The organism is Roseovarius sp. M141 (genome assembly GCF_024355225.1).
In the GTDB taxonomy this organism is placed as follows: domain Bacteria; phylum Pseudomonadota; class Alphaproteobacteria; order Rhodobacterales; family Rhodobacteraceae; genus Roseovarius.
On sequence record NZ_VCNH01000002.1, the window covers coordinates 58,515 to 78,342 of the forward strand.

General features: G+C 59.4%; 17 protein-coding genes and 5 pseudogenes. 18 read left to right on the forward strand and 4 right to left on the reverse strand.

Annotation, left to right across the window (positions count from 1 at the left end; all coding sequences use genetic code 11):
- Window positions 1-7 precede the first annotated feature (7 nt).
- Window positions 8-121 (reverse strand): annotated as a pseudogene (locus FGD77_RS01535) (IS5/IS1182 family transposase); the annotation flags it as partial.
- Between the two features lie 112 nt (window positions 122-233).
- Here FGD77_RS01535 and FGD77_RS01540 point away from each other — a divergent pair.
- From FGD77_RS01540 to FGD77_RS01565, 6 genes and pseudogenes are all read left to right on the forward strand, one after another.
- Window positions 234-509: pseudogene (locus FGD77_RS01540) on the forward strand (transposase); the annotation flags it as partial.
- Between the two features lie 92 nt (window positions 510-601).
- Complete coding sequence (locus FGD77_RS01545; protein ID WP_255005766.1) at window positions 602-1,630, forward strand: IS110 family transposase; 1,029 nt, start codon at window positions 602-604, stop codon at window positions 1,628-1,630.
- A gap of 344 nt (window positions 1,631-1,974) precedes the next feature.
- Complete coding sequence (locus tag FGD77_RS01550; RefSeq protein WP_255005768.1) at window positions 1,975-2,382, forward strand: transposase; 408 nt, start codon at window positions 1,975-1,977, stop codon at window positions 2,380-2,382.
- A complete protein-coding gene (tnpB, locus tag FGD77_RS01555) occupies window positions 2,379-2,726 on the forward strand; it encodes an IS66 family insertion sequence element accessory protein TnpB (RefSeq protein WP_255005769.1) in 348 nt (115 codons plus the stop codon). Before FGD77_RS01550 ends, tnpB begins: the two co-directional genes overlap by 4 nt.
- 216 nt (window positions 2,727-2,942) lie before the next feature.
- Window positions 2,943-4,016, forward strand: coding sequence for an IS66 family transposase (locus tag FGD77_RS01560; protein ID WP_255005770.1), 1,074 nt, complete (start codon window positions 2,943-2,945; stop codon window positions 4,014-4,016).
- Window positions 4,009-4,362 (forward strand): transposase domain-containing protein, encoded by a 354-nt coding sequence (locus FGD77_RS01565; RefSeq protein ID WP_255005771.1) that lies wholly within the window; start codon window positions 4,009-4,011, stop codon window positions 4,360-4,362. The genes FGD77_RS01560 and FGD77_RS01565 overlap by 8 nt, the downstream gene beginning before the upstream one ends.
- A 289-nt stretch (window positions 4,363-4,651) precedes the next feature.
- Here the strand turns inward: FGD77_RS01565 and FGD77_RS01570 are convergent, their stop codons facing one another.
- On the reverse strand, window positions 4,652-5,680 hold the full coding sequence (locus FGD77_RS01570; protein ID WP_255005766.1) for an IS110 family transposase: 1,029 nt from the start codon (window positions 5,678-5,680) through the stop codon (window positions 4,652-4,654).
- A 92-nt stretch (window positions 5,681-5,772) separates the two neighbouring features.
- Here FGD77_RS01570 and FGD77_RS01575 point away from each other — a divergent pair.
- The 9 genes and pseudogenes from FGD77_RS01575 to FGD77_RS01615 all read left to right on the forward strand — a co-directional run.
- Window positions 5,773-6,087, forward strand: a pseudogene (locus FGD77_RS01575) (helix-turn-helix domain-containing protein); the annotation flags it as partial.
- 63 nt (window positions 6,088-6,150) lie between these two features.
- Window positions 6,151-7,113: an IS110 family transposase gene (locus FGD77_RS01580; protein ID WP_255005772.1), complete on the forward strand. Its 963-nt coding sequence runs from the start codon at window positions 6,151-6,153 to the stop codon at window positions 7,111-7,113.
- Window positions 7,114-7,349: 236 nt separating this feature from the next.
- Window positions 7,350-9,293, forward strand: a complete 1,944-nt coding sequence (locus FGD77_RS01585) for a cellulase family glycosylhydrolase (RefSeq protein ID WP_255005773.1) — start codon at window positions 7,350-7,352, stop codon at window positions 9,291-9,293.
- A 68-nt stretch (window positions 9,294-9,361) separates the two neighbouring features.
- Window positions 9,362-10,591, forward strand: a complete 1,230-nt coding sequence (locus FGD77_RS01590; protein ID WP_255005775.1) for an SGNH/GDSL hydrolase family protein — start codon at window positions 9,362-9,364, stop codon at window positions 10,589-10,591.
- 209 nt (window positions 10,592-10,800) lie between these two features.
- Window positions 10,801-11,787 (forward strand): glycosyltransferase family 61 protein, encoded by a 987-nt coding sequence (locus FGD77_RS01595; RefSeq protein ID WP_255005777.1) that lies wholly within the window; start codon window positions 10,801-10,803, stop codon window positions 11,785-11,787.
- A 188-nt stretch (window positions 11,788-11,975) separates the two neighbouring features.
- Complete coding sequence (locus FGD77_RS01600) at window positions 11,976-12,539, forward strand: serine O-acetyltransferase (protein ID WP_255005779.1); 564 nt, start codon at window positions 11,976-11,978, stop codon at window positions 12,537-12,539.
- Window positions 12,540-12,541: 2 nt separating this feature from the next.
- Window positions 12,542-14,113 carry an AMP-binding protein gene (locus tag FGD77_RS01605; RefSeq protein WP_255005780.1) on the forward strand — a complete coding sequence of 524 codons (1,572 nt, stop codon included), beginning with the start codon at window positions 12,542-12,544 and terminating at the stop codon, window positions 14,111-14,113.
- Between the two features lie 37 nt (window positions 14,114-14,150).
- Window positions 14,151-14,387 (forward strand): acyl carrier protein, encoded by a 237-nt coding sequence (locus tag FGD77_RS01610; RefSeq protein ID WP_255005781.1) that lies wholly within the window; start codon window positions 14,151-14,153, stop codon window positions 14,385-14,387.
- A 1-nt stretch (window position 14,388) separates the two neighbouring features.
- The gene (locus FGD77_RS01615; protein ID WP_255005782.1) at window positions 14,389-15,627 is read left to right on the forward strand and encodes a type III PLP-dependent enzyme; all 1,239 of its coding nucleotides are present in this window, start codon (window positions 14,389-14,391) and stop codon (window positions 15,625-15,627) included.
- Between the two features lie 51 nt (window positions 15,628-15,678).
- Here the strand turns inward: FGD77_RS01615 and FGD77_RS01620 are convergent.
- Window positions 15,679-15,837: pseudogene (locus FGD77_RS01620) on the reverse strand (IS3 family transposase); the annotation flags it as partial.
- Window positions 15,838-15,910: 73 nt separating this feature from the next.
- Between FGD77_RS01620 and FGD77_RS01625 the strand changes: the two are divergent.
- The 3 genes and pseudogenes from FGD77_RS01625 to FGD77_RS01635 all read left to right on the forward strand — a co-directional run.
- Window positions 15,911-16,980, forward strand: a protein-coding gene (locus tag FGD77_RS01625) for an IS630 family transposase (protein ID WP_255005783.1) whose coding sequence is annotated in 2 segments (ribosomal slippage) — window positions 15,911-16,406 and window positions 16,406-16,980 — 1,071 coding nt in all. Because the reading frame shifts where the segments join, the coding sequence is not laid out codon by codon here.
- A 718-nt stretch (window positions 16,981-17,698) separates the two neighbouring features.
- A complete protein-coding gene (locus tag FGD77_RS01630; protein ID WP_255005784.1) occupies window positions 17,699-18,661 on the forward strand; it encodes an IS110 family transposase in 963 nt (320 codons plus the stop codon).
- 6 nt (window positions 18,662-18,667) lie between these two features.
- A pseudogene (locus FGD77_RS01635) lies at window positions 18,668-18,817 on the forward strand (transposase); the annotation flags it as partial.
- Between the two features lie 34 nt (window positions 18,818-18,851).
- On the opposite strand, the gene FGD77_RS01640 reads toward FGD77_RS01635, so the two are convergent.
- Window positions 18,852-19,757: a VaFE repeat-containing surface-anchored protein gene (locus FGD77_RS01640; protein WP_255005785.1), complete on the reverse strand. Its 906-nt coding sequence runs from the start codon at window positions 19,755-19,757 to the stop codon at window positions 18,852-18,854.
- Between the last annotated feature and the right edge of the window lie 71 nt (window positions 19,758-19,828).

Here is a 19,828-nt window from a genome sequence, read left to right on the forward strand (position 1 = left end):
GACGGACTTATCCTACGACCTCAGTGACGGGTATGCCAAGAGCGGTGTAGCGGTTGAGGACGGCGGTGCGGAGCTGGATTTCCACGACCTGACGGTCGAAGTTCCGCGCCATGCGCTGCCCGGCAGGGTATTGCGCAGCAATGTCCCTGTCTGACGTCAGCGCCTATGGGTCCATTTAGGGTGATTTGCTAAGAGAGTGTTTGTTGCTCATCGTAACCACCGAGGAGTGGACGATGAAAAAGACAACGAAGAGCCCTGGCGAGAGGATCGTCAAAGATATCAAACGCGCCACGCGCAAGCATTATTCATCCGAAGAGAAGATCAGGATCGTGTTGGATGGTCTTCGCGGCGAGGACAGCATTGCTGAGCTGTGTCGCCGTGAGGGGATATCCCAGGGCATCTACTACAAGTGGTCCAAGGACTTCATGGAGGCCGGTAAGAAGCGGCTGGCTGGGGACACGGCGCGTGCGGCAAGTACTGACGAAGTGAAGGAACTGCGCCGCGAGGCAAAGGATCGTATCCGATGGGGTGGACGCCCCCCGGCGGCATCAAAATGTGCCAAGGTAGCGGGTGTTGAAACACTGCTAAGAGGAGAGCGTCCATGAACGAAGTTAGCATCATCGGCCTGGATTTGGCCAAGAACATATTTCAGGCACATGGCGCCGGGGCGGACGGATCCGTTGTATTCCGGCGCAAGCTATCGCGTGCGCAGCTGTTGAAGTTCCTGAGCGATCAGCAGCCTTGCGTGGTGGCCATGGAGGCTTGTGCAAGCGCCCATCATTGGGGCCGGGCAATCGGCGATCTTGGGCACCAGGTTCGGTTGATACCGCCTGCCTACGTGAAGCCTTTCGTGAAGCGTCAGAAAAACGACATGGCTGATGCGGAGGCGATCGCTGAGGCAGCGTCCCGTCCGACCATGCGGTTTGTTGCTGTGAAGAGCGAGGTTCAGCAGGCGGCGGCAATGGCGTATCGTACCCGCGACCTCCTGGTGAGGCAGCGCACTCAGACAATCAATGCGCTTCGGGCCCATCTGGCCGAGCAAGGTATCGTCGCGCCCGCCGGTCCTGCCCATGTTGGCCGCCTTGCCGCAGTTGTCGATGGCGACGACGGCACGCTGCCTGCGGCGGTGCGGGAACTGGCGCGCTTACTTCTGGACCAGATCGAAGATCTAAGCGAGAAAGTATCTGGCTTGGATACCGAGCTGCGCAAACGAGCGGCCACCGACGATACTGCGAGGCAGCTGACGACGATTCCGGGCATTGGTCCGATCACTGCAGCGGCTATCACCACTTTTGCGCCACCGATGGAGACCTTCTTGAAGGGCCGGGATTTTGCGGCCTGGGTCGGGCTTACGCCGAGACAGCATTCGAGCGGCGGCAAGGAACGTCTTGGCCGAACGTCGAAGATGGGCCAAAAAGATATCCGTCGACTGCTGATCACCGGTGCCATCGCAGTGGTGAGATGGGCAGCACGCAAGGGCGCCCTGGAGGGTTCGTGGCTCGCGCGGATGCTGGCACGCAAACCGAAAATGTTGGTCGCGGTGGCTTTGGCCAACCGTATGGCGCGCACGGCCTGGGCTCTGATGCGTAAAGGTGAGGATTACAGGGATCCGGTGGCTATGGCCGCATAGGTCAAAGCCATCGGTTTGTCGCCGCGAATGTGAGCAGGACGGAGGAACGTAAGGGCAAACGGTCATGAGACCAGGTTGGGAGACCCATTATTCCGGACGATGTGCCACCGAGCACGGGTATCCGAACTGGACCCGAACCGCATATCTCCATAAGGGCCCGCGGCGTTTGAAAGGCCGCAACTTTGAGGCCGGACACACGACTGCACCTGATCACATGCCCGATCGTACCAAAAAAGTGCTTGCATTCATGGGGGCGTCCACACACGTCCGCTGACGCCGCTCTGACGGGCGGAATCCGAGGCTGATAGTGTCCACCATTGATAGTGGACATCTTGAGGCACTCTATGGCGGGCAAGAAGGGCCAGAAGAAGCGGTTCTGGGCGGACGAAGAGAAGCGGTCGATCTGTGAGCAGGCTTTGGCACCCGGCGTGTCCGTCGCGCAGGTTGCCCGTCGTTATTCGATGAACGCGAACCTGATCTTCAAGTGGCTGAAAGACCCTCGCTTTTCCCCTGCTGCGGACAAAATGCAAATGGCATCGGAAGGTGACATTATCTTCTTGCCGGTGGAGATATCGGGGCCATCCACCGACCATCATTCCAACGAGACGACGTTGGGGCCTGTGGGCTCGACATCGGCTCCTCTCCTGGCGCATCGGGTCGACATCACGCTGTCGGATGGGCGACGGGTCGTCATTGAAGGGCCGACGGCGCTGTCATCTGTTATCGGGCTCGTGCAGGGTCTGATGGCATGATCCCAGTGCCGAGCAATACGCGGGTGTGGCTCGCGGCCGGGGTGACCGACATGCGGCGTGGCTTCAACACCTTGGCGGCGCAGGCTGAAAAGGTCCTGGCCGAGGACCCGTATTCCGGCCATCTGTTCGTGTTCCGGGGGCGCCGGGGCGATCTGTTGAAGATCATCTGGTGGGACGCCCAAGGAGCCTGCCTGTTCTCCAAGCGCCTCGAGCGTGGCCGGTTCGTCTGGCCCGCGGCGAAAGAGGGCAAGGTCAGCCTCAGTCCGTCGCAACTCTCGATGCTGCTGGAGGGGATCGACTGGCGCATGCCGCAAAAGACATGGCGGCCATTGCAGGCGGAATAGCTCAATAAAACAGAGGTTTAGGCGCATTCCTTGTTCCCCTCCCGCCGCCGGTTCAGTATATTCCCGCCATGCTGGAGACGCTGAAATCCCTGCCGGACGATGCCGAAGACCTGAAGGCTCTGGTCGCCCTGATGGGCGAGGAGATCAAGTCTCTGACCCTGAAGGTGGAAGATCTGCAAGGGCAGCTGGCGGCCCATCCATTGCCCGGCAGGCGATTTGCAAGGCAAATCTGCCGAGAGGGGCAAGGCGCGGTTCGGGTCGAAATCCGAAAGCCTCGATCAGCTGGCCTTCGACTTGCAGGAAGACATCGAGATCGCGCAGGCTGCCGAGGCGCAGCATGACGAAACCAACCCGAGTGACGACGCGGCGCAATCCGACAGGCCCGCCAAACGGCAACACAGCCGTGCCCCGCTGCCCGATCATCTCGAGCGACAGACCGAGGTCTTGTCTCCGGGCGATGCCTGCGCCTCGTGTGGCGGCGCCCTGCGCCCGCTCGGCGAGGATGTGACGCAGGAGCTGGAATACATCCCGGGGCGCTTTGTCGTCCGCCAGATCGTGCGTCCGCGCATGGCCTACAGCTGCTGCGAGACCTTCGCGCAGGCACCGTTGCCGAGCCGCCCCATCGAGCGCGGCCGCGCCGGCCCCGGTCTTCTCGCGCATGTGCTGGTCGGCAAGTATTGCGATCATCTGCCATTATACCGGCAGTTGGAGATCTACGCGCGCGAGAAGCTCGACCTGCACCGATCAACGCTCACCGACTGGGTCGGGCGGTCAACGGCGTTGCTGGAACCGTTGGCCGAGCATATCGGCAAGCTGGTGCGCGCCGGACCCGCCGTGTTTGCCGACGACACCCCGGTCAAGATGCAGACCGGTGCGAAGACAGGCAAGGCCCATACCGCGCGGCTCTGGAGTTACGTCCGCGACGAGAGGCCCTGGTGCGGACAGGCACCGCCCTGCGCGTGGTATCAGTTCAGCGTGGATCGAAAGGGGGGACATCCCTCCGCCCATCTTCAGGGCTACAAGGGCACCGTGCATGCTGACGGCTTCACCGGCTTCAACGGCCTGTTCGGCGAAGGGCTCGCCACGGAGCAAGCCTGCATGGTCCATGTCCGCCGCAAGTTCGTGGATGTCTTCGAGCGCGATGGGTCCGTCATCGCCAGGGGCGCCATCGAACGGATTGCCAGGCTCTATGGTGTGGAAAGGAGGCGCGCTACAAATCCCCCGATGAACGCGTCGCCCTGCGGCAGGCGCAGGCGAAGCCGCTCTTCGATGAACTGGAAGGTTGGCTGAAGCAGCAACTGCCAAAAATATCCGGAAAGACCAAGCTGGCCGAGGCGATCCGCTACGCGCTCGGTCGCATGCCCAAGGCGCGGCCATACCTCGAGAACGGACAGCTGGAACTGGACAACAATATCTGCGAGCGGTCAATCAGACCCCTGACCCTTGGCAGGAAAAATTCTTCATGGGCTCAAAAGGTGGCGGCAAGGCCGCGGCGATCGCCTACACGCTCATCGAAACCGCTCGCATGAACGGCGTCAATCCCGAAGCCTGGCTTACTTGGTTTCTCGAGCGTATTGCCGATCACAAGATCAACCGAATTGACGAACTCGCTCCCTGGAACTGGACGCCGCAATAGGCGTCAAGTGCTACGTAGTCGGACGTGTGTGGACGCCCCCATGAATGCAAGCACTTTTTTGGTACGATCGGGCATGTGATCAGGTGCAGTCGTGTGTCCGGCCTCAAAGTTGCGGCCTTTCAAACGCCGCGGGCCCTTATGGAGATATGCGGTTCGGGTCCAGTTCGGATACCCGTGCTCGGTGGCACATCGTCCGGAATAATGGGTCTCCCAACCTGGTCTCATGACCGTTTGCCCTTACGTTCCTCCGTCCTGCTCACATTCGCGGCGACAAACCGATGGCTTTGACCTATGCGGCCATAGCCACCGGATCCCTGTAATCCTCACCTTTACGCATCAGAGCCCAGGCCGTGCGCGCCATACGGTTGGCCAAAGCCACCGCGACCAACATTTTCGGTTTGCGTGCCAGCATCCGCGCGAGCCACGAACCCTCCAGGGCGCCCTTGCGTGCTGCCCATCTCACCACTGCGATGGCACCGGTGATCAGCAGTCGACGGATATCTTTTTGGCCCATCTTCGACGTTCGGCCAAGACGTTCCTTGCCGCCGCTCGAATGCTGTCTCGGCGTAAGCCCGACCCAGGCCGCAAAATCCCGGCCCTTCAAGAAGGTCTCCATCGGTGGCGCAAAAGTGGTGATAGCCGCTGCAGTGATCGGACCAATGCCCGGAATCGTCGTCAGCTGCCTCGCAGTATCGTCGGTGGCCGCTCGTTTGCGCAGCTCGGTATCCAAGCCAGATACTTTCTCGCTTAGATCTTCGATCTGGTCCAGAAGTAAGCGCGCCAGTTCCCGCACCGCCGCAGGCAGCGTGCCGTCGTCGCCATCGACAACTGCGGCAAGGCGGCCAACATGGGCAGGACCGGCGGGCGCGACGATACCTTGCTCGGCCAGATGGGCCCGAAGCGCATTGATTGTCTGAGTGCGCTGCCTCACCAGGAGGTCGCGGGTACGATACGCCATTGCCGCCGCCTGCTGAACCTCGCTCTTCACAGCAACAAACCGCATGGTCGGACGGGACGCTGCCTCAGCGATCGCCTCCGCATCAGCCATGTCGTTTTTCTGACGCTTCACGAAAGGCTTCACGTAGGCAGGCGGTATCAACCGAACCTGGTGCCCAAGATCGCCGATTGCCCGGCCCCAATGATGGGCGCTTGCACAAGCCTCCATGGCCACCACGCAAGGCTGCTGATCGCTCAGGAACTTCAACAGCTGCGCACGCGATAGCTTGCGCCGGAATACAACGGATCCGTCCGCCCCGGCGCCATGTGCCTGAAATATGTTCTTGGCCAAATCCAGGCCGATGATGCTAACTTCGTTCATGGACGCTCTCCTCTTAGCAGTGTTTCAACACCCGCTACCTTGGCACATTTTGATGCCGCCGGGGGGCGTCCACCCCATCGGATACAAAGGATCTTAAGGAAGTGGTCGCTGAACAGACGCTTGAGCTGCGCCTTCTCAAAAAAAAGCATGTTCGACGGTGGGGGCGACCCCGAATGAGGTTCCCTGCATCAGAAAAGTTAGAAATTATCCGACTGGTTGAAGAGAGCCATCTGTCTGTGCGTCTGACGCTGGCCAAGATGGGAATTCCCCGCACCACGTTCTATCGTTGGTACGATCGGTATCTACGACGCGGGGAAGCCGGTCTGGAGGACCAATCTCCCAAGCCGAAGCACGTTTGGAACTGCGTGCCTGACGAGGTGAAGCGCAAGGTTGTCGACTTCGCCTTACACTCGAACAGTTGACGGCGGCCCGTTTTGCGGGACCGCGAAGTATAAGGAAGAGAGAGTGACATGATAACTGAGGCAAGCCTCATTGGAATAGATGTATCGCGCGACAGGTTGGACGGATTCTGCCTTCTGGGCCAGCGGCGCTTTAGGCATCCAAATACAGCAGAGGGACACAATGCGCTGATCGCAATAGTCCGGCAAATACCCGATCAGGTCAGAGTTGGCTTCGAGGCTACGGGCGGACATGGATGGGTACTCTGGACGGAACTCGTCGCCACAGGGATTGTCGCTGTCCAGCTTTCTCCTGCACAGATCAAGGCCTTCGCGTCATCTCGGGGCACGCGGGCGAAGACGGACCGGATCGACGCAGAACTCATCGCACGCTTCATGGCATTCAGACCTGAGGCTGGGCGAGAGCTGCCAGGTAAAAACCTGCGTATCCTCAGGACTTTGACGACGAGGAGAGGGCAACTTGTGGATATGCGCAAGAGGCTCAAAGCTCAGATCGGTGCTCGAAAGAAGCAGAGTGTATCTGCCGACGTCGAGGGCATGGATGATGATCTTCAAGACGTGCTCGACGCCCAGATCTCTGTCATCGAACGAAGGAACGAAAACGTAATTGCACAGACTGAGCCACTTGCTGCAAAGGCGAACCTCCTACGTTCAATCCCCGGAATTGGGCCCGTATCTGCGGTGATGTTGATCGCTGAATTGCCTGAGCTCGGCCGAATGACATCAGGCGAAGCCGCTGCCATCACCAGCCTCGCACCAGTTGCACATGACAGCGGGGCGATGCGAGGCAGGAGAATGATCGCGGGCGGACGACGGTCTCTGCGGCATGTGCTGTTCCAAGCTGCCCTCGCTGCGGCCTGTCACAATCCAGTTCTCAAGCCGGTCGCAAAGCGTCTCAAAGAGCGCGGAAAACCGCACAAGCTGGTCATTATCGCAATCGCGCGGAGGTTGGTCACAATCGCCAACGCGATCATCAAAACCGGTAAGCCGTGGCAGATTCAGCCCCGCGAATAGAAACAGTTGCAAGGCAATATACTGAGGCGCAAAGCGGCTTTGATGACGTGATCGCCCCCACGGCACGGTGCGCCCATGAGAGTTGATTAGAACGCAAAATAGCATCAACCTCAACGAGAAGGGCATCCAAGTACCGAGGAGCGTCGCGCTCGGGCTGGGTTTGGGTTTCAAGAGAGCGGAAGGGGGATCATTTGGCTGGGTTCAGGACATGTTTTTTCGCAATTCTGAGCAGCCTTTTGATTGCCAGTACGGGGGGCGCGGAAACCCGGGCCGACATCTGGCCGAGAGAGCGCGTACTGCCGTATTCGCCGATCCCCGATCTGAGCTTTCTGAACGAAAAGCCTGCGGGTCTGCGCGGGCGGGTGCGGGCGCAGGGGGCCGAGCTTGTCTTTGCGGACGGGACGCCGGCGCGCTTTTGGGGTGCAAACCTGCAGGCCTATGCGCTTTTCTCAACCCGCCCGGCAAATATCCGTGCCCAGGCCAAACGCATCGCCGCGCTTGGTTTCAACCTGATCCGCATTCATCATCACGACTCCCACTGGGTGACCCCGAATGTTTTTGGAACGAATGCCCCGGAAACAACCCGGCTTGACCCGCAGTCACTGGATATTCTGGACCAGTGGATCAGCGCCCTGAAGGACGAAGGGGTCTATGTCTGGCTGGATCTGCATGTGGGGCGGCGGGTGACTGCGGCGGATGGCATAGAGGATTTTGACGAAATCACCGATGCAGAAGGGCATGCGGACATCCACGGGTACAACTATGTCTCCGGATCGATCCGCGAACGGATGCTTGAGTTTCAGAAGGCATATATGAGCCATGTTAACCCGTTTACCGGGATGGCTTATCGTGACGATCCGGCGATCATCGCGGTCTTGATCAGCAACGAAAACGACCTGACCCATCATTTCGGCAACGCCCTGTTGCCGGACAAGAACGTGCCCGCGCATAACGCTCTTTACATGGCGGTGGCCGATGCGTTTGCGGCAAGGCATGGCCTGGATCGTGAACAGATCTGGCGGTCCTGGGAGTTTGGCGCGCCGAAGATCTTTCTCAACGATATGGAACAGCGCTTTCATGCCGCGATGATGGAGGACCTGCGACAAGGCGGGTTTGAGGGGCTGATCGCGACGACGAACTCCTGGGGGAACATGTCGATTGCCGGCCTGCCATCGCTCAGCGAGGGATCGCTGATAGATATGCACAGCTATGGCGGGCCGGGTGAACTGGACATTGATCCGCTCAGGCAGGCCGACATGCTGAGCTGGGTTGCCGCCGGGCAGGTTGCGGACATGCCGCTGAGCATTTCCGAATGGAACGTTTCGCCTTTTCCGGCAGAGGATCGGTTCGTCTCGCCGTTGCGCGTTGCGACCAGCGCGGCCCATCAGGGCTGGGATGCGCCCATGATCTATGGCTATGCCCAGCAACCGCTGAATCAGGCGCTGGAGCCAAGCAACTGGGATGCGGCAAGCGATCCGGCAATGCTGGCGATGCTGCCGGCCGCAGCCCTGCTTTACCGCCGGGCGCATGTGCAACCGGCGCGTGAAACCTATGCGCTGCGACTGACTCCGGCGCAGCTTTTTGCTGGCATTTCACCGGAAAACTCAGTTGCGATCCGCACCCTCTATGAACAGAGCAGACTGGTTGTGGAATTGCCGCAGGTGCCAGAGCTTGGCTGGCTTGCGCCGCGCCGGGCGGCAGAGGGCGCGCTGGTCGTGACCAATCCCGAAACCGCATACTTGCCGCACGGGGCCGGTTTTGTAGAGTCGGATACGGGCGAGTTCCGGCGCGATTTCGCACGGGGTCTCTTTACGGTGGATACCGCCCGCACCCAGTTGGCCGCAGGGCGGCTTGAGGGCGGCGAAGTTCAGCTGAGCGATATTGTCGTGAATATGAAAGCCCCGATGGCCGCCGTGGCGGTGCAGAGTCTGGACGGCCAGCCAATCAACGGCTCAGAGAAAATCCTGATTTCCATTGCGGGCCGCCTCCAGCCGGTTGAGGACGGGCGGTCCGTCTATCTGCGGGAACCGTTGCAGGGCCAGCTCCACATCCGGGCAGCCGATGGGCTGCGGCTCAGGCAGCTCGACGGCAAGACGCAGCCCCATGATACTGAAAATGGAGTCTACATGATTGATTTATCGTACCTGTCCGGGGAACAATGGCTCATGCTTGAGCGGTAGGAAAGCGCCCCGAACGGAATTCACGCGGCCGCTGCACCGCCCCGCAGTTGTGACAACGGAGACGGAATATGGCCCGTTTAGCGGGATTGATTGCGGCGGTGGGCTGTGTCGCCGCCATCGGTGTGGCGGGCTGGGTCGGGTTGGACGCGGCCTCTGATCCGCAGGACCAGCCCGAGATTCATCGTACCACCTTGCAGCCGCTGCCGGGGCGGTCCGAAACCTTTGTCGCGCAGGTCATTGATACAGATGTGCTGACATCTGCGGACATGTTGCAACTGGAGGCGACAATCATCGGGCGCGCCGCGCCCATCGCACCCGCAAGCGCCGCCCAAAAAGACGGGTTCAGGCATCAATGGCCAGCGGTCTATGCCAGCGCGCGCTTTTCCGGTGATGCCATTATCCTGGCCTTTGACGATACACTTAACCGCTATCGCGTAACCCTGGACGACGCCGGCGGACCTGCCCTTGTGATAACGCGCCCCGGGGAAAGCGCGGTGCAGATCACCGGCCTTGGCCCCGGACCGCATCAGGTGCGGTTGGACAAGATCAGCGAGTCGCTGTCCGGAGCAAGCGATTTCCTTGGGTTTTTCGTGCCGGGCGAAGGCAAGGCCCTTGCCCCGCCTGACCAAAATGCGCGCCAGATCGAATTCATCGGCGATTCAGATGCCGTGGGATATGGCAATGTCTCGTCTTCGCGGGACTGCGTTGGGGACGATGTTTTCTTTCTGACCGACACGCAGGAGGCTTTCGGCCCCCGTGTGGCGCGGTTCTTTGACGCCGATTACCAGATCATCGCGATCTCGGGCATTGGAGTTGTCCGCAATTACGGGGGCGCAAATCCCGATACCACCATGCTCAGCCTGTATCCACGGCGGTTGATTGAAGATCCGGGCGTATTCCAGCCCGATGGCTGGAGCCCGCAGGTGGTGGTGTTTGCGCTTGGCTCAAATGATTTCGCAACGCAGCTTGAGCCCAGCGAAGCCTGGCCTGATCAGCAGGCGCTGCGCGCCGATTTTGAGACCCGCTATACCCGCTTTATTGAAGCCGTCAGGGCGCAGTATCCGCAGGCCCTGTTTGTTCTGGTCGCAATGGAGGATTATGGGAAAGACTATATGAACGCACATCGCAAGGTGCTTGCACAGCTGCAATCCAACGGTGATGCGAACGTGGCTCTGGTTGATCTGCCCAAGATGGAGAAGACCGGCTGCCACTGGCACCCGTCACGGGACGATCATCAGATTCTGGCTGACGGAATTGCCGGTCTTGTCGATGCCCAGCCCGGCGTGTGGGGGGACTGAAGGCCATTTGAAGGCGGCGCACCCCCTGTGACCTTCACGCATCTTGGCGGGTTCCCGATGCGAATGTCTTGGGATATTGGAATGAGGATCGACCGTCTTCAGGTGCATAGCTTCCGCTGAAAACGACGTAACACTGGCATGGCAGGAAATTTGACATGATCTCGTTTAGACCGCTTCAGGGCTATCTTTGCAAGCTGGTGCATAAACCGGTGCCCGATCTGCTGGCCGGGTCTGACGACAGATGGGAAGTGGCGCCCGCCGGAAAGGGCTACGCGGCGCCGGGAATTTTTCTGCCCGGGCAGATCGAGCGGATCAGAGACACCGAGTTTGGGCCGATCGATGAGGTGATCCAGGTGCTGCGCGGCGGGTTTGAGACATCTGAAAACCCGACGGTCGCGCATCGTTTCAAAGACGTCGATCTTGTGGATGGGGTACTGTATGCAAAGGGCCACCAACGCCATCTGCGGTCCCGGCAAACCCGGTCTTTGGCATATCGCACTCCCAGCGAAGTGATGCGGGGAACGCTGTACGAAAGCTGGATCGGCAACCGTTGGTTTGGAAGCTGGCTGCTGGAGGACAGTCTGACCTATTTGCTGGCAGAGGCGCAGGGCCTGCCGGTAACAACGGCACCTGAAGCAGCATACCATGTACCGCGCTACGAAGAATTGCTCCGGATGAAACCGTTGCGCATACAGAACGTCCATTTTGACGAACTGATCCTGTTCGAAGATATGCCCAGCAATCCAGACAAGGCCCAGAGGTCGTGGGAGGTTCGAAATCGGTTGCTGGCCGGGCGAACAATAAAACCGGTGCCCGGAGTTTTCATTTTACGGGGCAGGTCGGGCGATTTACGCGTGCTGGAAAACGAACAGCAGATTGCTGAAAAAATGGCCGAGACTTACGGGTTCGAGATTCTGGACCCGATGACTGCGACCGTGGATCAGATTGTTGACCTTTGCGGGCAGGCAAAAGTCATTGCCGGGGTCGAGGGAAGTCATCTGGTACATGGGATGATGGTGATGCCGCCGGAGGCGACCCTCTTTGTGATACAGCCGCCTGACCGGACAGTCGCGACGTTGAAAATCGTGACCGATCGGCAAAAGCAGCGCTATGCATTCGTGGTTGCTGAGGGAACACAGTTGAAGTTTCGAGCCAATTGGGAGGAAATCAGATGCACCTTTGATCTTTTGCATTGAATACATTGCAATGTACAAATGGGCTTGGCATCGTGTCCCCTTAAAGGGCTTGACATGATCCCGTCTTACAGACCCATCATTCGGAGCGGTTATTCTATATGCTATTGTTCGACCGCATCTGCGTATTTTTTGGTAGAATTAGGTGAAAAGGCTATGGCGGTTATTTTGGATCGGATATACATAAATATATGTTTCCATTAATAAAAGGTGATTATGAACGTCATGGGAGATCAGTTTTTGATGCGGCTTTTGTATCGCTGCAGATCTACCGCTATGGCCATTGGGCGAACCATCTGAAGAGCCCGCCGGCACGGTGGATTGCCAACAAATTCTACGGCTTTCTCAAGGTCTTTGTTCTGAACGTGACCAAGGTGTGGATTCCGCCGCAGGTGACACTGGGCAAGGATTTTCACATCATCCACGCCGAGGGCAGTCTTTCCATTCATCCGGACGTTGTCATCGGGGATCGCTGCGGAGTCATGCACAACGTCACCATCGGCACCAATATGAGAGGGGGGGCTCCGGTCATCGGAGATGATGTCTTTATCGGAGTGAACTCGACAGTGCTTGGCAATATCCGCATTGGCGACAGGGTGCATATCGGCGCCAATACTGCCGTCGCCACGAATGTCCCGTCGGATTCAACCGTCATCGGATCGCCGGCGCGGATTTTTCCCCGGCTCGGCGCCATGATCGCGGCCAAACCCAAGCCTTCGGCGGACCCGAAAGCCGCAGAGACGAAAGCACCCTGATAGTGGCAAACAAAGGAATCTACCGTCTGCTTGCTGATAACATCGCTGCAAATGCGGGCAAGACGGCGCTGATCGATTCCGCGCGTTCGGTCACCTATGCCGAACTGGTCGCGCAGGCCGATGCGGTTGCGGGATACCTTGACCGTATCGGCGTGCGCAGCGGGGACAGGGTTGTCGTGCATCTGCGCAAGGGCATCGAAGAGGTTTCGGCCATGTTCGGGGTCGCAAAGATCGGCGCGGTTGTCGTCAATGTGAATTTCCAGTGGACGCCCGAGCAGCTCTGCTATGTCGCCGCGGATTCCGGTGCGCGGGCGCTGATCATCGGGAAGGCCGCGCAAAAGGGGCTTTCCGGCCGGACCTTGCCCGGCGGGTTGCTTGGGGTTCTGATTGCCGGAGATGCGGTCACAGCCGATCCGGGGCAGGACCTGTGGTCCGCCCAGACCGCCCTGGCGCAGACCCGCGAAGCCCGGCCTGCCGCGGATGATCTTGCGATGATCATCTATACCTCGGGGTCGACCGGGATGCCCAAAGGGGTGATGCTGAGTCACAGCAATATTCGCATCGGGGCCCAAACCGTCATCGAATATCTTCAGCTGAACGGGTCGGATCGCCTTTTGTCGGTTCTGCCCTACAGCTTTGACGCCGGATTGAATCAGCTCACCACCATGCTGATGACCGGTGGAAGCGTTGTGCATCAACCTGTCGCCATGCCCGCCGAAATTGTCAAAAGCATCCGCGAACACGATGTCACCGGATTTGCCGGCGTGCCGCCGCTTTGGAACCAGGTTGTCCGCTTGCTTGACCATGCGCCGACGCCGCTGCCGTCGCTGCGTCTGATCACCAACACGGGGGGGAAGATCCCGCCTGGCATTCTGGAACGCATGCCCGATGTTTTCGCCGGGGTGGACATATACCTGATGTACGGGCTGACAGAGGCCTTTCGCTCGACTTACCTTTCGCCGGAAAAATTCGGGGCCAAGATGGGCGCGATCGGGCAGGCCGTCCCCAATGCCCAGGTGTTTGCCATAAAACATGGCCAGGGCCGGGCAGGGCCGGGCGAGCAGGGCGAATTGGTTCACGCCGGCCCGCTGGTCAGCCTTGGCTATTGGCAGCAACCCGAACTGACCCGGCAAAAGATCCGGCCCTGCCCGGAACTGGCCGATCTGATCGGCGACACGCCCGTTGTCTATAGCGGCGATCTGGTTCGTGTCGACGAGGATGGCGATCTGTGGTTTGTGGGCCGTATTGATGATATGATCAAGACCAGCGGTTTCAGGCTCAGTCCGACAGAGGTCGAGGATCTGGTGTCGCGCAGCGGTATGGTGTCCGACGTTATCGCTTATGGTGTCGAGGATGATGACATGGGCCAGGTAGTCCATGTGGTGGTCACCACGACTGACGGCTTTGAGACGGCGGCGTTGATGTCTCACTGCAGAAAGACAATGCCCCATTACATGGTCCCGCGCCGGGTGCATGTCTGGGCGGGGCAAATGCCGCGCACCGCCAGCGGCAAGCTGGATCGTCCCGCCGTCATCGCCAGCGCGCGCAGCACCGGTCCGGACACTACCACTTGAAGCTGTTCAACTTAACTAGTGAGGTATCACTGCTCCCATGGCCTTAACTGAACAAAACCTGATCGACTTTCTGAAGAACTCCCTGAACGTCGAAGAGCACATCGATGCGGATACCGAACTGTTTTCAACCGGCCTTCTGGATTCCGTGGCGATGATGAACATGATCGTCTTTGTCGAAGAAACCGGGCGTACAGAAGTTCACCCCGCCGACGTGACGCTGGAAAATTTCGATACGATTACGCGGGTTGTCCAGCTTGTCCAAAGCCTGTCCTGAGATGGACGAGCTTGACGCGCACCTGACAGAAGCAGCCCGGACATTCGGGACACCATCCTATGTCTATCTGACCGATGCCATCGATCAGCGCCTGGCCGAGATCCGGGCCGCGCTTGGCCCGTGGTTTGCACTGAGCTATGCCATGAAATGCAATCCGAACCCCGGTCTTCTGAACTGGCTGGCAGACCGAGTCGATTTTCTGGACGTGTCTTCGATCGGAGAGCTGCGCCTGGCGCGTCAGGCCGGCTGGGACCCCGCCCGCGCCAGCTTTACCGGGCCGGGCAAGCGTGACACCGAAATTGCCGAGGCCATTGAAAGCGGCATTGGCGAGTTGATCGTGGAAAACCTGCGCGAGGCCATCGTTGCAAACCGGATAGCCGGGGACGCGGGCCGCGCTCAGGATGTGCTTATACGCCTCGCCCCCTCTCACGTTCCCAAAGGGTTCGGAGATCACATGGCCGGGCGGCCCAGCCCGTTTGGCATCGATATCGAGGATGCCCCCGATCAGCTTCCCGAAATTCTGGCCCTGCCGCATCTGACGGTTGTGGGCTTGCATATCTATTCGGGCACGCAATGCCTGAAACCCGAGGCGATCTGCGAAAACTACCGGATATTCATGTCGGTCTTTCGCGACATCTGCGAGGCGCATGACATCACCCCCCAAAAGCTGGTGTTCGGCTCAGGTCTTGGCATTCCCTACCATGCCGGAGACACGCCGCTGGACCTGACCGCCGTGGCGGACGGCATTCGCGCCGAATTGCAGGCATTTTGCGCCGAGCCCCGGTTTGCCGGCACCAGACTCATACTGGAGCTGGGCCGGTATCTGATCGGCGAGGCCGGGTATTTCCTGACCAGCGTCGTCGGTATCAAGGAGTCGCGCGGCCAACGGATTGTGATTTGTGATGGCGGGATGAACAATCACCTGCCCGCATCCGGGCATTTTGGCATGGTCATCCACCGCAATTATCGCATGCACCGTGTCGGTGGCGGCACGGGCGAACAAAAGGTCAATCTGGTAGGCCCGCTCTGTACCTCGATTGACCGGTTGGCCAATGCAGTGGCGCTACCCCCTTTGGCCGAAGGCGATGTCGTGGCCGTGCATTGCAGCGGCGCCTACGGTCTGACCGCCAGCCCGATCCATTTCATCAGCCACGCGCATCCCCGCGAAGTCCTGATCGAAGGACAATCCCTCACCGATATTTCCCGGGATGGATCCATGAAATTGCCCCCAGCTCCCTGAAAGCCACCGTTTGCCCCGCCAATTCTGCCTTAGGCCCCATGATCGCGCAGTAAGCAGCCGGTTCTCAAGCGCCAGTTCGGCGACGGCCTCTTTCAGCGCGGCGGATTCCGACCGCAACTCCTTCACCTCAGGCGCCGCCACCTGCCGGCCGGTGTCACCCGCCAACCGGTTCCTACCAGCCTCATCGAATTCCTTCGATCGGCTGTAATACCAGCGGCTCAAGCGCCTGACTCTTTTGGGATTCCCAATTTCGTGAAAGTCTGACTCAATCGCTCCAACCGATATGGAGGTTGGAATGACGGTGAAGATTGCACGCGATGACGCGACGGCGTCGGATTTGCGCAGACAATCGGGTCGCGTGAAGGACGGGCGCATATCGCGGCGGCTTTTGGCCATCGCTTTGGTGCTTGAGGGAGCGTCGCGAAAGGCCGCGGCTGAAAGCTGTGGAATGGATCGTCAGACTCTTCGGGACTGGGTTCACCGTTACAATGCTGAAGGTATCGAGGGACTGTGCAACCGTGGTGGCGGTGGGGTGAAGCCCCTCTTGTCCGAAGACCAGATGGCGCACCTCTCGCGTTGGGTTGAGACCGGGCCCGATCCGGCGCGAGATGGCGTCGTGCGTTGGCGGCGCGTAGACCTTGCGCGACGCCTTGAGGCGGAGTTCAATGTCAAAGTCCATGAGCGCACGGTCGGTACATATCTGGCCAAGCTGGGCTTTCGCAGGCTCTCGGTGCGTCCGGAACATCCCAATGCTGACGCATCGGCACAGGTGGCATTCAAAAAAACTTCGCAAGTATCGTAGCGGACATCCTGCCCGAACGCGCACGTGGAAAACCATTGGAAGTCTGGTTTCAAGACGAAGCCCGCGTGGGCCAGCAAGGGACCCTGACTCGTATCTGGGCGCGACGGGGCACACGCCCGCGTGCGCCCCGCGATACGCGTTACAAATGGAGCTACATCTTTGGCGCTGCCTGCCCCGCACGTGGCACTGCAGTCGGGCTGATCTTGCCCTATGTCAATGCCGAGGCAATGGGGTTGCATCTCGATGAAATCGCGAAGGCGGTCGCCCCTAGAGCTCAGGCGCTCTTGATCGTCGATGGCGCGGGTTGGCATGGCGCAAAAGCCCTCGCCGTGCCAGACAACATCACCCTGCTGAAGCTGCCGCCCTATGCCCCCGAGCTCAATCCAATGGAAAACGTCTGGGCATATCTGCGCTCAAACAAACTCGCCATATCCGTGTTTGATAGCTACGAAGACATACTCGACAAGTGCCAAGATGCATGGAACTTCTTCGCGCATGATCCAAACCGAATAAGCTCAATCACTCACAGGGATTGGATAACGGTCAGCTAATCGAGCCGTTGGTATAATACAGGCTTTCGGGGATCCCTTCGCGGCAACGAAGCGCGGCAGTGCTTTCCTCGCCCCGCAGATCCGCCAAGACGATACGGATCTTCTCCTCGGCGGAATACTGTTTGCGGCTCTTCCGCTTGATACCCAGTTCCCGGCTCAGCTGCGAGCGCGAAGCTTGACCCTCTCGATGGGGTGGACGCCCCCTCACGGCATCGCTGTGCCAAGGTAGCGGTGTCGAAACTTGCTACGAGGAGGAAGGCCCATGGAAAAGGTTCGCATTGTAGGGTTGGATATCGCCAAGAATTCGTTTCACACGCACGGCGCTGCCGGGGAAATCACTTGCAACCCCGGGGGCGTCCATACACGGGACATTGCTGCGCAATGCCCTGCCGGGCAGTGGATCGCTGTATTGCAGCTCTGACGGCGTTCGTGGTCGTAGCGCTCCCGTGACGAACTTGTCCCATAATGCTTCCTTCCAAGCCTGAGAAAGGATCGCACCATCAAACCGTGGGATCAAACACGTTATGTGTCTCATCCCTGCTATGGATACCCCGTCGCCGTTCCCGGCCAGGAACGACGACGGGGAGGGATACAGCGCTAAACACCTTTTGGCGTGACCACGTTCTCTAGCAGGCTGATCCCGCCTCTCTTCACCGTCTCGAACAGTTGACGGCGGCCCGTTTTGCGGGACCGCGAAGTATAAGGAAGAGAGAGTGACATGATAACTGAGGCAAGCCTCATTGGAATAGATGTATCGCGCGACAGGTTGGACGGATTCTGCCTTCTGGGCCAGCGGCGCTTTAGGCATCCAAATACAGCAGAGGGACACAATGCGCTGATCGCAATAGTCCGGCAAATACCCGATCAGGTCAGAGTTGGCTTCGAGGCTACGGGCGGACATGGATGGGTACTCTGGACGGAACTCGTCGCCACAGGGATTGTCGCTGTCCAGCTTTCTCCTGCACAGATCAAGGCCTTCGCGTCATCTCGGGGCACGCGGGCGAAGACGGACCGGATCGACGCAGAACTCATCGCACGCTTCATGGCATTCAGACCTGAGGCTGGGCGAGAGCTGCCAGGTAAAAACCTGCGTATTCTCAGGACTTTGACGACGAGGAGAGGGCAACTTGTGGATATGCGCAAGAGGCTCAAAGCTCAGATCGGTGCTCGAAAGAAGCAGAGTGTATCTGCCGACGTCGAGGGCATGGATGATGATCTTCAAGACGTGCTCGACGCCCAGATCTCTGTCATCGAACGAAGGAACGAAAACGTAATTGCACAGACTGAGCCACTTGCTGCAAAGGCGAACCTCCTACGTTCAATCCCCGGAATTGGGCCCGTATCTGCGGCGATGTTGATCGCTGAATTGCCTGAGCTCGGCCGAATGACATCAGGCGAAGCCGCTGCCATCACCAGCCTCGCACCAGTTGCACATGACAGCGGGGCGATGCGAAGCAGGAGAATGATCGCGGGCGGACGACGGTCTCTGCGGCATGTGCTGTTCCAAGCTGCCCTCGCTGCGGCCTGTCACAATCCAGTTCTCAAGCCGGTCGCAAAGCGTCTCAAAGAGCGCGGAAAACCGCACAAGCTGGTCATTATCGCAATCGCGCGGAGGTTGGTCACAATCGCCAACGCGATCATCAAAACCGGTAAGCCGTGGCAGATTCAGCCCCGCGAATAGAAACAGTTGCAAGTGTCCAGTGATATATCTGACTATGAAATCATCACCGATGGCGGCCGCAGGCATCGCTGGTCGTCGTCCGAGAAGCGGCGGATCGTCGAGGAGGCGCTGGACGAGGACACCAGCATCTCGGTTGTGGCGCGCCGGAATGGCGTAGCGCACCCATGAAAATCCACGGCGCGCCGGGGCCTCATTCCTCCTCGAAGGGAACCCCTATGCGGATCGTCTGTTCAGGCGCTTCAAGGCTGACGCCCGAGGCGATCATGATCGGGGCCGGGGCATTCTCCAGCCATTCGATGCTGCCATCCTCGCGCAGGGTGACGCGCTTTTTGTGGTAGAGGCCGACGGCCGGGATCAGCTTCAGCCCGTCAAAGCCCGCAGGAACCTCAAAGCTCAGTTCCAGATAGCCCTGTTTTTCCACGGGAGTGTATTGCGCCACGCTGGCATAGATGCCGCTGGTCTGCCCGCTGGGGGTCAGCAACTGGCCCCAGACCGTGTAGTCATAGCCTTCGACCAGATTCACATGCGTCACCGTCGCGATGATGGTGCCGCCGTCTGAGGGAAGCTGCTGATCACCATCCGCCGCATCCCGCGCCGTGACCGAGATGCCCTGAACCGCGTGAAGCTGAACCACCCTGCCGTCTGCCTGCGCATCCTCAAGCGCGGCGACAGGGTCGGCGGCGGCCAGCGCTGCGGCATCCATTTCGCCTTCATAAATCCTTGAGACGACAAGGAGATCTATATTGAAATCGGTGCGGTTCGGCTGCATCGGCAATTCGATACGGACCTCGCCATCGGGTTCACCCGGTGTGAAGACGGTCGTCACGACATCGCCGGACTGTTCATTCGTGGTCAGATTCACCAAATGGGTGGCCAGCGTATAGAGTCGACCGGGAACGAGCCCCTGAAAACTGAGAGTATCCCGCAGGGTGCCCCCGGTCCGGGTAAAGAACCGGTTGTCGTCCGCGACATCCAACGCGACCCCGCTGAGCGTTGCGGCATCCTGCGCCCCCGACATGGCAGGGAACATGGCAAGCAACCCGGCGCAAAGGGCGGCGGCGATATGGCGGCTGGCGGGGCGTGCGGTTTGAGTCATCATAGCCCACATTAGGCCGCTACACACCGCACGCAAACAGATGTTTGCATCAGGCCGCCAGGACCAGACTG